This is a genomic window from Undibacterium sp. YM2 (assembly GCF_009937975.1).
Taxonomy (GTDB): Bacteria; Pseudomonadota; Gammaproteobacteria; order Burkholderiales; family Burkholderiaceae_D; genus Undibacterium.
This window is the reverse complement of the sequence record NZ_AP018441.1, coordinates 156,320-170,846: the sequence shown is the minus strand read 5'-3', so window position 1 is coordinate 170,846 and position 14,527 is coordinate 156,320. Positions and strand designations below refer to the sequence as shown.

The 14,527-nt window shown below is 52.5% G+C and carries 13 protein-coding genes; 6 read left to right on the top strand and 7 right to left on the bottom strand.

Annotated features, from left to right (window positions below; translation table 11 throughout):
- Window positions 1-43 precede the first annotated feature (43 nt).
- Window positions 44-1,402 (bottom strand): bifunctional UDP-N-acetylglucosamine diphosphorylase/glucosamine-1-phosphate N-acetyltransferase GlmU, encoded by a 1,359-nt coding sequence (gene glmU, locus UNDYM_RS00770; RefSeq protein ID WP_162039308.1) that lies wholly within the window; start codon window positions 1,400-1,402, stop codon window positions 44-46.
- Between the two features lie 172 nt (window positions 1,403-1,574).
- On the opposite strand from glmU, the gene UNDYM_RS00765 reads away from it, so the two are divergent.
- From UNDYM_RS00765 to UNDYM_RS00740, 6 genes are all read left to right on the top strand, one after another.
- Window positions 1,575-2,231, top strand: a complete 657-nt coding sequence (locus UNDYM_RS00765; protein ID WP_232063657.1) for a PepSY-associated TM helix domain-containing protein — start codon at window positions 1,575-1,577, stop codon at window positions 2,229-2,231.
- A gap of 218 nt (window positions 2,232-2,449) precedes the next feature.
- Window positions 2,450-2,968: a DUF2271 domain-containing protein gene (locus UNDYM_RS00760; protein ID WP_162039307.1), complete on the top strand. Its 519-nt coding sequence runs from the start codon at window positions 2,450-2,452 to the stop codon at window positions 2,966-2,968.
- Between the two features lie 19 nt (window positions 2,969-2,987).
- Window positions 2,988-3,797 (top strand): DUF4198 domain-containing protein, encoded by an 810-nt coding sequence (locus UNDYM_RS00755; protein ID WP_162039306.1) that lies wholly within the window; start codon window positions 2,988-2,990, stop codon window positions 3,795-3,797.
- Between the two features lie 35 nt (window positions 3,798-3,832).
- The gene (locus tag UNDYM_RS00750; protein WP_162039305.1) at window positions 3,833-4,843 is read left to right on the top strand and encodes an FAD:protein FMN transferase; all 1,011 of its coding nucleotides are present in this window, start codon (window positions 3,833-3,835) and stop codon (window positions 4,841-4,843) included.
- A gap of 30 nt (window positions 4,844-4,873) precedes the next feature.
- Complete coding sequence (locus UNDYM_RS00745; RefSeq protein ID WP_162044386.1) at window positions 4,874-6,325, top strand: sulfite reductase subunit alpha; 1,452 nt, start codon at window positions 4,874-4,876, stop codon at window positions 6,323-6,325.
- Window positions 6,326-6,567: 242 nt separating this feature from the next.
- Complete coding sequence (locus UNDYM_RS00740; RefSeq protein ID WP_162039304.1) at window positions 6,568-8,490, top strand: M64 family metallopeptidase; 1,923 nt, start codon at window positions 6,568-6,570, stop codon at window positions 8,488-8,490.
- Window positions 8,491-8,573: 83 nt separating this feature from the next.
- Here the strand turns inward: UNDYM_RS00740 and UNDYM_RS00735 are convergent, their stop codons facing one another.
- From UNDYM_RS00735 to UNDYM_RS00710, 6 genes are all read right to left on the bottom strand, one after another.
- Complete coding sequence (locus tag UNDYM_RS00735; RefSeq protein ID WP_162039303.1) at window positions 8,574-9,005, bottom strand: nuclear transport factor 2 family protein; 432 nt, start codon at window positions 9,003-9,005, stop codon at window positions 8,574-8,576.
- 6 nt (window positions 9,006-9,011) lie between these two features.
- Entirely contained in the window at window positions 9,012-9,650 is a 639-nt protein-coding gene (locus UNDYM_RS00730) for an SGNH/GDSL hydrolase family protein (RefSeq protein WP_162039302.1), read from the bottom strand.
- A 46-nt stretch (window positions 9,651-9,696) separates the two neighbouring features.
- On the bottom strand, window positions 9,697-10,038 hold the full coding sequence (locus tag UNDYM_RS00725; RefSeq protein ID WP_162039301.1) for a zinc ribbon domain-containing protein YjdM: 342 nt from the start codon (window positions 10,036-10,038) through the stop codon (window positions 9,697-9,699).
- Between the two features lie 74 nt (window positions 10,039-10,112).
- Window positions 10,113-12,161 carry a PAS-domain containing protein gene (locus UNDYM_RS00720; protein WP_162039300.1) on the bottom strand — a complete coding sequence of 683 codons (2,049 nt, stop codon included), beginning with the start codon at window positions 12,159-12,161 and terminating at the stop codon, window positions 10,113-10,115.
- A 107-nt stretch (window positions 12,162-12,268) separates the two neighbouring features.
- A complete protein-coding gene (locus UNDYM_RS00715) occupies window positions 12,269-13,879 on the bottom strand; it encodes a hypothetical protein (protein WP_162039299.1) in 1,611 nt (536 codons plus the stop codon).
- A 58-nt stretch (window positions 13,880-13,937) separates the two neighbouring features.
- Window positions 13,938-14,429: a GNAT family N-acetyltransferase gene (locus UNDYM_RS00710; RefSeq protein ID WP_162039298.1), complete on the bottom strand. Its 492-nt coding sequence runs from the start codon at window positions 14,427-14,429 to the stop codon at window positions 13,938-13,940.
- Between the last annotated feature and the right edge of the window lie 98 nt (window positions 14,430-14,527).

Here is a 14,527-nt window from a genome sequence, read left to right as displayed (position 1 = left end):
CAGCCGATATGACTGACATGACTGACCGCTACACCATGCATGCTTACTTCTTGATTTTGACTGGCCGTTGCCAGCCATCGATCGTGATCTGCTTTGCGCGTGAGACGGTGAGCTTGCCTTCCGGTGCATCCTTGGTCAGCGTCGTGCCTGCACCCAGAGTCGCGCCCTTACCTACCCGCACTGGTGCCACCAGTTGTGTATCACTGCCGATAAAGGCATCGTCCTCGATGATGGTACGCGATTTGTTCACGCCATCATAATTGCAGGTGATCGTACCGGCACCAATATTGACGCGGCTGCCTATGGTGGCGTCACCAATATAGGCCAGGTGATTGGCCTTGCTGTGTGCAGCGATCTGGCTGTTTTTGACTTCAACAAAATTACCAATGTGCACGTCCTCTGCCAGCTCGGCACCAGGGCGCAGACGGGCATAAGGGCCTATCTGTGATTTGGCACCGACCACGGCATCTTCAATATGGCAGAAAGCCTTGATGCTGCTGCCTGCTGCAATACGCGCATTATTGATGACGCAGTTCGGGCCTATCGTGACGCCATCTCCGAGTTGCACGTCACCGATAAAGACACAGCCTACATCAATCGACACATCACGCCCGCATTGCAAGCTGCCACGTACGTCGATGCGCGCCGGATCATACAAGCCCACGCCCTGCTCCAATAATTTGAGGGCAATATTTTTTTGATGCGTGCGTTCGAGCTCGGCCAGTTGCACCTTGCTATTGACGCCCAGAGTTTCCCAGACAGCATCGGGCTGGGCTGAGACAACTTCCACGCCATCGGCCACTGCCTGGGCGACGATGTCGGTCAGATAATATTCGCCCTGGGCATTTTTGTTGGACAGATTGCCCAGCCATTTTTGCAGGTGAGCAGTTGGTATGGACATGATGCCGGTATTGGTTTCTGTGATCTGACGCTCGCTCTCACTCGCATCTTTTTGTTCGACGATGCGTTTGATGACGCCGTCTTCCCTGACAATGCGACCAAGACCAGTGGGGTCAGCCATATCCACGGTCAGGATACCGAGTTTGTCTTTGCCAGCCGCCGCAATCAGGCGGGCCAGGCTGGCTGGTGTAGTCAGTGGCACATCGCCATACAGGACCAGGGTGGGCTGGCTGGTATCCAGCACAGGCAAAGCCTGGGCGACCGCGTGGCCAGTACCCAGTTGCGGTTCTTGCAGCGCAAAGCGCAAATCTTCAGCGGCAACGGTTGTTGGTACTTGTTCACCACCATGGCCATAGATCACGCAGATAGTGCTGGCCTGCAGTTGTCGCGCCGTGGCGATCACATGGTTCAGTAAAGGCTTGCCTGCCAGCGTGTGCAATACTTTGGGCAAAGAAGATTGCATGCGTTTGCCCATGCCAGCTGCAAGAATGACGACGTTCATAATGAAGAAAATAAGTTGATATCCCTAAAAGTTTATCACGCACTGCCTGGGTGGACTTTGGAATAAAGTTATCAAAATGCCTATCACGCTGTCAGGCGGAAACAAAAATGTACAATTCCCACTGCTTTTTCGACACGACTCCATGTACAATTGAGAATAATTATCATTTAGAATGAACAAGAATAAATTCATGCAAGCCAGTACGGACAATTTATCGCAACAACAAAGCCGGGCTTTCTGGTTGCGCCATTTACATCAATGGCACTGGATCAGTTCAGCACTGTGCCTGATAGCGATGATCCTGTTTGCGGCGACAGGCATCACCCTGAATCATTCTGCACAGATAGAAGCGCATCCTGTCGTCAGCAAGAAAGAAGGCAAGCTGCCATTTGCCTTGTTGTCGCAGTTGAATGCTTTGAAAAATACCGATGATGCCGCGATACCCCGCGATGTCAGTGAATGGCTGGCACAGGATATGGGAGTAAAACTGGGTGACCAGGCACCGGAATGGTCACCGGAAGAAGTGTATATAGGCTTGCCCCGCCCCGGTGGCGATGCCTGGTTGCGCATACAACTGGACAATGGGGAAGTGGAATATGAGCTGACCAGCCGTGGCTGGATTGCCTATTTCAATGACTTGCATAAAGGCCGTAATACCGGCACCGCATGGAACTGGTTTATCGATGCCTTTGCCGTGGTCTGCCTGATTTTTTGTGTGACTGGTCTGTTCCTGTTGAAGATGCATGCAGGCAAACGCCCGAGCACCTGGCCGGTGGTGGTGTTTGGACTTGTGCTGCCTCTGATACTTGCCCTGATGTTTATCCACTAGTGGACTGTAACAGTGAAATCGAGAGTGAAGGACATGTGCCCGGCGCATCAGGGCAAGATGCAAAACACAGCGATAGCGGGGCTATCGCGAGTATTTGCAACGCAGCCATGATCGTCGCGCACATGGCAGGCACTCCGATTTTCACTGTTACAGTTCACTAGTTATTTAAAACCGTTCATTCTTTGTTCTTACTTTGTTCTCAATAAGGTTGTCTATCCATGCGTAAATTGCTCCCGTTTGCCATTACCAGTCTGCTGGGCGCCCCGGCCATGAATGCTGTCGCGGCTGACCTGACTTTGAAAGTCGAAGTGCCACGTTTGAATGTGGCTGAATATCACAAGCCCTATGTCGCGATCTGGCTGGAAAAACCAGACCAGACCTTTGCTGGCAACCTGGCAGTCTGGTATGACTTGAAAAAACGCGACAATGAAGGTACGAAATGGTTGAAGGATTTGCGTCAGTGGTGGCGCCGTAGTGGCCGTGAATTACAAATGCCGGTCGAAGGCGTCAGTGGAGCTACCCGTACTACCGGTGAGCAAACCCTGAGTTTTGCCGGTGACAAGGGTATATTGGCGAAACTGCCAGCAGGTGACTACCAGCTTATCGTTGAAGCTGCGCGTGAGGGCGGTGGCCGTGAAGTGGTTAAAGTTCCGTTCCAGTGGCAAGCCAAAGGCGAGCAAAACCTCAAAGCCCAGGGTAGCCATGAGCTGGGAACTATTGCTGTGACGATCAAATAAGACTGGCTCAAGGATAATCATGAAAAATTTTAAAAAAATCGCTCTGTTCTCGGCACTGGCTTGCGCAGCATTCACGGCGCAGGCGCACCGCGCCTTCCTGGTGCCGTCCTCAACTGTGGTGGCTGGCAATACCCCATGGGTGACCGTCGATGCAGCTGCTGCTACCGATGTGTTTGTGTTTGATCACAATGCGCTAAAGCTTGATAATCTGTTTATCACAGCACCAGACGGCACTGCGCTGAAACCGGAAAATGCCAATATCGGCAAATACCGCAGCAGTTTCGATGTCAAGCTCAGCCAGATTGGCAGCTATAAAATTGGTCTGTTGAATGAAGGCCTGTTTGCCAGTTACAAGGAAGAAGGCAAGGTCAAGCGCTGGCGCGGTACGGCAGAAACTTTTGCCAAGGAAGTGCCAGCCAATGCAGAAGAACTGCAAGTCACACAACGCAGTGGCCGCGTTGAAACCTTCGTCACCAATGGCAAACCCGGTGGCAAGGCGATGGAAATTACAGGCAGTGGCCTGGAACTGAGTGGTGCCACCCACCCGAATGACCTGGTCGCCGGTGAAACAGCACAATTCCGCCTGACCCTGGATGGCAAACCGGCAGCCAAGGTCAGTGTCACCCTGATAGCTGGTGGCGTACGTTACCGCCAAAAGCTCGATGAAAAAACTTTTGTGACAGATAATGAGGGCAAATTCAGCGTGACCTGGGCCAATGCGGGCTTGTACTGGATGGAAGCAGAAATCAAGGACGACAAGCAAGTCAAGGCTCCGGCCAAATCCAGGGTAGCCAGCTATGTAGCCACACTGGAAGTCTTGCCGCAATAATCATTATCAATACTTAGCAACAAATACTGAGCAATATGCGTCGTGTTTTTATACCGCTGGATGTGGCGGAACCACAAATACCGCCCGCCCATGCGATCAGCCATACACTCAGTGGGCTGAGCATGGGCACCAGCTGGACTGTGCAGCTACTCTGCCTGCCAGCCCACGATGTGCACGAATTGCAGGCGGGTATAGAAGCGGAGCTGAACCAGGTCGTCATGCAGATGAGTACCTGGGACCCATCCTCATATTTATGCGAGTTCAACCGCGCAGCGGCCAATAGCTGGCAATCCTTGCCAGCAGAATTTTTCAAGCTCGTCGATTACAGTTTGTACCTGTCCCAGCAAACAGGTGGGGCTTATGATATCACCGCAGGCAAGCTGGTTGATCTGTGGGGCTTTGGCCCTGCGGGCAAGCGCGACAGCACGCCAACAGAAACTGAAATCCACACTGTCCTGCAAGCTGGCAACTGGAAATCACTGGAGCTGGATCATCTGAACCAGCGCATACGTCAGACTGGCACCAGCAGCGTCGCGCTGGATTTATCATCGATTGCCAAGGGCTTTGCGCTGGACCAGATTGCCCGCTATCTTGATGCGAATAAAATCAGCAGTTACCTGATAGAGCTCGGTGGAGAATTACGCGGACTAGGCATGAAAAAAGACCAGGCGCCGTGGTGGGTCAGAATAGAGAGCCCGGCAGGGAATAAAGAAAAACTGGGCAAGGAATACCTGGTCGCCCTGCATGGCCTGTCGATTGCGACTTCTGGCGATTACCGTCAGTATTTTGAACAGGATGGCCGCCGCTATGCGCATACGCTTGATCCGCGCACGGGTTATCCGGCAGACAATGATCTGGCCTCGGTCACGGTCTTGCACCCTGAATGCATGGTGGCAGACGCGATGGCTACTGCGCTGACGGTGCTGGGTTGCGCTGCCGGTCTGGACTATGCCGAACAACATCAGATCGCCGCCCTGTTCCTGCAAAGAACCGCGTCTGGTTTTGAAGAAAAAATGAGCAGGGCCTTGCGTGCCATGCTGGATTAATCGCGTATGCGCCTGCCCTCTTTAAGCTGGATGAAGCGTATCTGCCTGGCCTTGACGCTCTTGTGCCTGGCCAGCTTTTTTCTTCCTTCTCCAGCACAAAAGCAATGCAGCACTGCGCTGGTCGCTATCAGCTACCTGAGTTTTTGCCTGCAAACCCTGCGCAGGCATAAAGATGAACTGGCCACGCAACATCACGGATTTAGTGCTGAACTGAATCAGGCGAATGCACAAAACGTCCTGATCGCCTATGCGAGCCAGACTGGTTTTGCAGAACAAATCGCCGTCAAGACTGCACAGCATTTACAGGATGCCGGTATGAATGTTGCTGTCAGCAGCCTGGCCGCCATCAAGGCAGAAATTTTAAGCAAGACCAGCCGCATTTTATTCATACTCAGCACTACTGGCGAAGGTGATGCGCCTGACAATGCAGCGTCATTCACACGCCTGCTCATGAGCCAGAAAATCGATTTATCGCATTTGCATTTCGCTGTACTGGCGCTCGGTGACAGGCATTATCAGCAATTCTGCGCTTTTGCCCACCGGGTAGATCTGTGGCTCAAGCACCAGCAAGCACATAGCCTGTTTGACATGATAGAAGTCGATAATGGTGATGAAGCAGCTTTACGTCACTGGCAGCATTATTTAGGCCTGCTCAGCGGTCATACAGAAATGGCGGACTGGAGCAAACCGGCTTATCAGGAATGGATATTGACCGAGAGAGAATTGCTCAATCCTGGCAGCCTCGGCGGGCCTGCTTACCGCATCGCCTGTATTCCAGCGCGAGACGCAGGTAGCGGTGAATATATCTGGCAGGCAGGTGATATCGCAGAAATTGGCCCTGACTATCCAACTAAAAATACCTCTGAAGAACGCCCTGCCCTGCCACATCGCGAGTATTCGATTTCATCCCTGCCTGCCGATGGCAAGCTGGAATTGCTGGTGCGGCAAATGCGCCGCCCGGATGGCAGCCTCGGCATAGGCTCCGGGTGGCTGACTGCCCATGCAGAAATCGGGCAAAGCATCAAATTGCGCATACGTGAAAACCGTAACTTCCACACGCCATCGCAGGACCATCCCCTGATACTGATAGGCAACGGCACTGGCCTGGCAGGCTTGCGTGCGCATATCAAGGCGCGCGCTGCCCGTGGTCATTTACGCAATTGGTTGTTTTTTGGTGAAAGAAGCGAGGCGCATGATTTTTTCCATCGTCAGGAAATACAGGACTGGCAAGCCTGTGGCGTACTCAGCAAACTGAACCTGTGCTTTTCCCGCGACCAGGCTGAGCGTCGCTACGTACAGCATGCCTTGCAAGAACAACAGGCAGACATCGTGGCATGGGTAGAACAGGGCGCAGCCATCCTGGTGTGCGGCAGCCTGCAAGGCATGGCAGAAGAAGTGCACCAGACCTTGAGTAATCTGCTGGGTCTGGATAAACTGGAGCAGATGGCTGAGTCGGGATTGTACAAACGGGATGTCTATTAAAAGCTGGACATGCTTGTTTGCGCAGACTGCCACTGCCAAAAATGAACCGTCAATGCCGCCGTTCAATTTTGCAACACTTGTTGCAAATCCCTACATGAAATACGTGTCTTTTTACATAGACATTGTTGTACGATAGCATTTGCCCGTTTTTTCTTAATATATTTACGGGCTTATTTTTGACCTGGCAACGCACTCATCCGCGCTGCTGAAACACACGCTACTATCTACAAGGCTCACCCATCATGGCAGACGTCACCCCCTTACTGAATACTGGCAGCAGCAAGAACCGCGTAGATATCGTCTTTGTTGCCGAAGGTTATACGGCTGCCGAGCGCGCCAAGTTTTTGTCCGATGCGCAAAAATTCCTGGACAATATGCTGGGGGATGCCAATGCCAAACTGAATGCACCATTCTCGCCATACAAAAACCTGTTCAATGCCAGTGCCATTTTTGTCGCCTCTGCGCAATCAGGTACGGACCAGCCCAACCAGAATATCAGCGTCAATACCTATTTTGATGCGAGCCAACATCTCAGTGACGGGCGTTTGCTGTATGGTGACATTTCCAAGGTAACGTCTTATGTCAACAGCGCAGTCGCCAGTGATGCGCACGAACTCGTTGTGGTACTGGTCAATACAGCATTATATGGCGGTGCTGGCGGTTCCATCGCCTGGGCATCTGCCGGGAATATTTCATCTGCCGAAGTCGTACTGCATGAAATAGGCCACAGTTTTGCTGGCTTGCAGGACGAATATGTCGATACCGCAAATGCCAGCAGTTACCCTCTGACCGATCCCGGCTTCCTGGCCAGCCCGCACGTGACCGATTCACTGAGCCGCATACCATGGTCTGCATGGCTGGGTTTTCAGGACGGTGATCTTGGCGTCGTTGGTACTTATCAGGGTGGCTATTACCGCAGCACTGGTATCTGGCGTGCAACCCAGGATTCAAAAATGAATCACCTGGGCGTGGCCTTCAGCGCGCCTGAAAAAGAAGCCTTTGCCCTCAAATATTATGCCGCCATCGGCGATTACCTTGACCTGTATTCCAGCATACCCGGCATTTACCAACCATCAGTACCAGACGCAAATTTGCTGGCTTATACCTGGAAGATAGCTGGCAACACAGTCAATACCACAGATAAGCTCTACTTTGATGCCTATGGTTCCGGAGCCTACAAGGCTGGTGCCAGCCTGAGCCTGACAACCATAGACAATACCGGCTACATACGCAAGAACCTGAACACCACGCAACAGACGGAAACCACCACGCTGGACAAGACCATCATCAATGTCAGCGGTGCCAGCAGCAGCCTGAATGCGAATAACACTATTTACCAGTTTGATGGCAGCAACAACACCATAGGCCTGAGTGCTCCCCAGTCTGTACGTTATGACTATATTGATGGCGGTGCCGGTACGGACACCCTGGTCATCAGTGCCAAACTCGGTACAGGCGGTGGCAGTTATTTTGTCTGGGAAATCGGCAACAACACCATGTTGCTGGGTAACCAGAATGCGGCTTACTGGGCTGCCCACAATGTAGAAAAAATCCAGTTCACTGACTACATCGTCAATACCATCGTGTATGACAATGCGCATACCATCAAGACAACAGAATTGAAGGCGCTGGAAGAATTGTATGTGGCCTATTTCAACCGTGTGCCTGATGCGGATGGTCTGGATTACTGGATCAACCAGTTCAAGGGAGGCATGAGCTTCAAACAGATAGGTGATGCCTTCTTCCTGGCGGCTGCACAATACCCGGCCCAGACTGGTTACAGCGCCAGCCTCAGCAATACTGATTTTATCAATATCATTTACAAGAATGCCATGGGCAGAGCAGATGGGGCTGATGCGGCGGGCCTCAAATACTGGCTCAATGAACTTGATAGCGGCATACAAAGCCGTGGCTCCATGGTCAGTGCCGTACTCGCCGGTGCACGCGCATTCACAGGCGACGCGACCTGGGGCTGGGTCGTCAATCTGCTCGATAATAAAATCAAGGTGGCCAATCAGTTCGCTGTGGAATGGGGCTTGAATTTCCTGACACCTGAGGCGTCCATTACGAATGGTATCGCGATTGCTTCTGCAGTCACCGCTACCGATACTTCAGCAGCGATTGCACTCGTGGGTATTTACGATGGGCAGATACAATTTGCCTGACGTGCGTTTGAAGCTGACCTGACCAGGACAGTCAGCACAAGGAGAAAGCCACCCCAGGGTGGCTTTCTTATTTTCTTGGTTTCTTATTTGGCGATACCAGCGTGTATCGCCGTCTGGCCATCACTCCAGAATACTTTCTGGACGATGGAATTGATCAGCCATTGCCCGCTGGATTTGCTCAAGCCAAATTGATACAGGCAATGCGTATGCAAGGCCTGTCCTGCGGCATTCTTGCGAAAAATAATGGTAGAGACTTTTGCATTTGCAGCATCACCGTCCAATTCAATTTCAGTATTCCCGCTCAGATGATGAGTCTGCAGTTCTTGCAGGGCGATGCGGCGTAATTCTGCATAGCGCTGATTGCTCATCTGCTCTGGTGGGGTACCGCGTAAATCTGAGTAATCCGTATATATCGTATCGCTGAGGCAGTTGCACAGTGCATCCCAGTCCTTGAGGTCAAAGCTGTTGGCAAACCTTGCCAGCAGGTTTTGTATGGCATGCAAGTCAGCGTTCATCACAGCCTACTTCAAGATAGAAGAAACGACACCGACCAGTTCCCAGCCCAGGATAAGATGCTGGTCTGCATCCAGGTGCACGCCATCATATTCGCTGCATGTCACGACACTGCCTGCATCAAAGAAATGGCAGCCTGCAGCGGCAGCTACTTCTTTATAAGCTTCGGCCAGACCTTCGCACTTTTCTTCGCAACCGACAAACTTGGGCGCTATCATGCCCTTGGGGTCATACGGCATAGGTGGTGCGATGATGAGTATCGGCGGGATTTGCATGCCCGGCTCTACCGGTGCCTGGCGTATGGTATTGATGATGACGGCCAGGCCCTGCGCAGACAACCAGGCATTATTCTGATGCATGGACTGGAAATCATTCACACCGAGCATGACGATTGCCAGTGACAAGGGGGTCAGGGTCTCTATGCGTTGCGCCAGACCTTGCGAGCCATTGCGGCCCGGTTTGAACGGATCTTCCCAGACAGTGCGGCGGCCATTCAGGCAATCTTCGACCACACGTACATGCTTGTCGGCGCTATTCAAAGCTATCTCAAGCACGCCAGGCCAGCGCTCTTCAAAATTCAGGCGTTTGCGTGTTGTCGGGATCAAGCCCCAGGACATGGAATCACCATAGACCAGTATATGCCGCATGCATTGCTCCCTATCAGACTTACTTCAATCCTGGATCAGACTTGGATCAGACCTTTTTGAGGTAACAGGCTTTCAACATGAAATTGCCTGCATCCATTTTACAATCGACTTCATGGTCGCCGCTGACCAGACGTATGCTTTTGACCTTGCTGCCCATCTTCAGGGTAGTAGATGAGCCTTTGACTTTAAGGTCCTTGATGAGGACGACCGCATCGCCATCTGTCAGCACGTTACCGTTGGCATCCCTGACTATGCGATCATCACTGTCGTCAGCGACAGCGGCAGCCTGCATAGGCCATTCATGTGCGCAATCGGCACAAATGTAATTATCGCCGTCAGGATAGGTGTTTTCCATGGAGCAGACTGGGCAAGCTGGGAATTGAGACATGCTGGACTTTCTTGATGCAAAAAGAAAGACAGTATAGCCGACCACCTGCCTGAAACTGGCAATACCCGAGTAGCTTAGTCAGCAGGCCCTGTATTATTGACAGTGGCAATCAGGGGGATTTGCATGATGAAGCCGGTACCTGCTCCCTCTTCACTTTCTATGCGTATGTCACCTCCCAGCAGGCTGTTGACGATGTTATAGACGATATTCATGCCCAGCCCGGTACCGCCCTGTCCCAGCTTGGTAGTGAAGAAGGGATCAAATACGCGGCCCAGATTTTCTGCAGGTATGCCGACACCATTATCGTCAAAACGTAGCTCTACCCTGTCCTGCCCGAGCATGGTGGCACTGATCCAGATCTGGCCATCAGGCTTGCCTTCAAAGGCATGCAGGATGGCATTGTCAATCAGGTTACAGATCACCTGGTCCAGTGGGCCTGGGAAGCTGTCGAGCTCTATATGCTCAGGAATATCCACACTGATCTGCAGGCCTGCCTGGCGTATCTTGGCCATCATGGTGGCAATGACATCATGGCAAACCTTATTGAGATGGAAACGGCGGCGCTTGGAACTGGCCTGATCTACTGCCACTTGCTTGAAACTGGCCACCAGGTCAGCCGCATTGTTCAAGCCATGTTCTATGAGCTCACTGGCATGTTGTGCTGCCTGCAGGTAAGCTGCCAGATCCGAACGGCGGATATTGCCATCACTTATTTTCTGGGCGAACTCCCGGGTTCTCGCATGCAGGGTGCTGGCAGTCAGCAGGCTGTTACCGATAGGCGTATTGAGTTCATGCGCGACACTGGCTACCAGTGCACCCATGGCAGCCAGTTTTTCGCTGCGCATCAGGTCATCCTGGGTATGGCGTAATTCGGTCGTGCGCTCGGCGATATTCTGCTCCAGCAGGGCATTGGCCTTGGATAAGGCGGTCTGCACTTTCTTGAGCTCGGTGATATCGGTATAGGTTGTGACAAATCCTTGCAACTTGCCATTTTCATGGATGGGCTTGCCCTGTACCAGATGAGTGTGGGCATTCGGGCGCGTTCGTTCAAATTCATGCGCCTGGAACTGCAGGGCCAGTTGCAGGCGGGTGGCGATGAGTTCTTCTATATCACCTTCGCCATATTCGCCGCGCTCGGCCATGATGCGCAATAAATCTTCAAAAGCGACTCCCTGATAGATGGTATCAGGATGGTAATCAAGCACATCGAGAAAACCCTGGTTCCACAGATAAAGCTTTAACTGATCATCGAATACACTCAAACCCTGAGGCATGTGGGCCAGTACGGCTTTCAGGAACAGGGATTGTTTGCGGAACTCGATTTCTATGCGGCGCTTGGCAGTCACATCCATGCAGGTAGTGACGAAACCGCCTCCTTCTACCGGCACCCCGCGCACTTCTATGATGCTGCCATCAGAACGCAAGCGTTCGTAATTATAGGGTGTATCACTTTGTATGATGGCCATGAGCTTGGCCAGTTTTTCTTCATCGCTGGCGCTGCTGAATTCACCATATTCACCGCGTCTGATATTGGCTTCAAAGACTTCTCGTGCCAGCGGTGGTGCCCCCTCAAACAAGGCTGCGGGTAAATCCAGCATGCGCAAGAGCTCAGAATTCCAGGCGACCACCCTGAGATTTTCATCGATCAGGGAAACGCCACCAGGGAAATTTTCGAGCAGAACGCGCAGCTTTTCACTCTTACTGTAAGCCGAGCGCTCAGTGTTTTGCTCAGTGTTTTTCTCAGTTTTTTTATAGGCTGTGATATCGCGTACGGTGACGATCAGCATTTTCCTGGCATCGTCTGCAAGCAAGCACAGGCTCACTTCAGAGGCAAACGAACTGCCATCTGCGCGGCAGCAAAGCCATTCAAAGCGCTGGGGCTGGCCTTGCATGGCCAATCCCATGTACACCTCAAATGCATGCGACACTTCTCGCTGGCTTGCGGCAGACAGCTGCATGAATGTGCTCGCAAGTATTTGCTCTGCCGACCAGCCAAACATGGCTGTGGCAGCGGGATTACTGTCCCTGAAAACGCCGTCTTCCAGCACCAACACGGCATCCAGAGCCTGTTCTACCATGGAACGGTATAGGGCAACTCCGGATACCTCAACTTTGCCTGACATGAATAGCCTTGAATAAGTTGAAACAGTACAGAAAACAGATTTTCCCAGTATTCATCAAACCAGCACAGACTACAAGCGGCAAATCTGGCTGCTACAAATTGATACTGTCAGCGATTCAGGCCCGCCAGTAATTTTGCCATGTCCACCGCGTAAAATTGCCCTACCGGCTGATAAACCTGCTTGCAGGGCAAGTCGAGTTCCAGCCCCGACTCCATGCTCAGCCTGACCTGTGAACGCAGCTTGCAGGCTGCCACAGCCGCCGTCAGGGTATCGGGATGATTATACAGAGGCAGGTTTTCTGCCTTGATGATATTCATGCCATCTCTGAGCAGTTTGCAACCCTTGACCTCGCCTATGCCCAGTTTGTCTGTCTGTGGGTAGGTACTGCTGCTGCCACAGTCCTCTGTCATCAGCCCCTGCATGAGCAGGTTGATCATGGCATTTTTTTGCTGCTGGCTGGCGGCAACAGCATGGGCAAACCCGGTTTGTCCAAAAAAATCGGCCCACACTGCCGACATACTGTCATCTTTACCCAGCAGGCGTGGCAACCATACAGCCCGACATACCTGCTCTTCACCACATTCCAGGGCATGGGCAAAGTCTGGCAATGACGACTTCAACTGCGTCTTTGCCAGTCTCAATTGTTCATAGAAATTATCCAGGCGTTCGAAGGGACTGGCCTTGCCCTTCCTGGCAGCAAGCCCGTAAACATAGGTCGCCAGACCACAGTTGTATTCAAGCTTGCCATTGCGTATCTGCCTTGCGGTCAACTTGCCCCAACTGGCATTGCGCACCCCTAGCAAACACTCACTCAAGGCCATGTCCAGGTCTTCTGCCGCCTGCTCCTTCGTCAGCCATCCCTTTTGCACAGCCATCAGCCAGCGCAGGAATTCTGCGCCGCCTTCATGCATCAGGCGTGCATCAGCATAGACATCAACCTCGTCCCGCATCTGGAAACGATGGCTGAACTCATGTGACACAAACAAGGTCATCATGCGTTGTGTCTCTGCATCCGGCTGCGCTGGCCAGTTGAACAGCCCCAGGCGCAAGACATCACTGGCATCCCCGTCTGGTCTGGGGCCGCCTGGGCCGCTGACCCTGGCAGCAGCGATAACAGGCATCTCAAAAGTCGCTTTCGGCATGGCCCGGCGCAGGAATGCGATGCTCTCACCGGCCACCTTGCGTATGCTGCTGATATTGGCTTCGCCCAGTGCAGGATCAAAATAGCCAATGAAGTTGCCATCTGCCTTGAATACCTTTGGCAACAACAAGACCGACATATTTGCAGCCTTGTCCATAGCGGGATGAGCATGCTCTGCGAGCACCTGCGCATTCATGGCGATGCCTGGTGCGCTGAAGCTGTAACTGGGCTTGCCGCAACTGTCATCGACAGCAAAATTGCTGGTGTGGACATATATTGCATCACCTACGGGAAAAGCCGCCGGGTAACCCCAGGCCCTGTCCGTCGTCGCAGGTACCTGGAAACGCAATTGCGTGCATGCACCCTTCTGGCGGCTCAACTGCTGTCCATCTGCCTTGCCGCAATCATCAAGGGCCTGCCAGGTGCCGCGCATTTTTGCCGCCTCACTACCATTTTTCTTGAAGGCGACAGCATTACAGGTCAGTGGCACCTGATAACTTACTTCCAGTGCTTTTGATGGCAGCAGCCTGATGTTGATATCGACATCTGCCCTGGCCATGCCAGCAAATGCCAACATGCAGCAAGTAAAAAAATGGCCAGGTCTCATCGTCAATATTCCTCGGTGTTGTTTTTGTTTAGATTGGCCCAGTGTGTTCGAGCAGATAATATATCCCGTCTTCACCCTGTCCCTGCTCAATCCGGTGCCAGCCCAGATGTTCATAAAAACCAAGTGCCGCATGGTTTTGCGCCACGCATTTCAAACGCCAGGGAAAAGGGATGCAGCTTTGCAGGTGCTGCAACAATGCCTTGCCCAATCCCTGCCCCTGCATGTCAGGAGCTACATACAAGTGATGGATATATGCCCCGGCTTCCTGCACTGCCAGAACAGCCCTGGCATCATCGTTGTCATCAACGGCAAGCCACACCGACTCACCACGACTGACCTGAGCAAAATCAGGAATGGTTTCTGCTGCACGTTGCTGCCAGGCGGCCCTGACCACGCATAGCTGGTAAATTGCCTGCAGTTTGCTGGCATCGCGCTCGCGGGCCTGGCGTATGCTGATCAAGGCTTCATACCCTGCTCTGCCCCAGGGATACGGACTGCGTATCTCTGGATACCGTCGCAATCAGCCTGTATAAGTCAGCATTGGTCCACGCCATATATTCAAACAAACCCTCTAAAAGTTCTTTGGTGTGCATATCTTTCCCGTCCATAATCCATGCA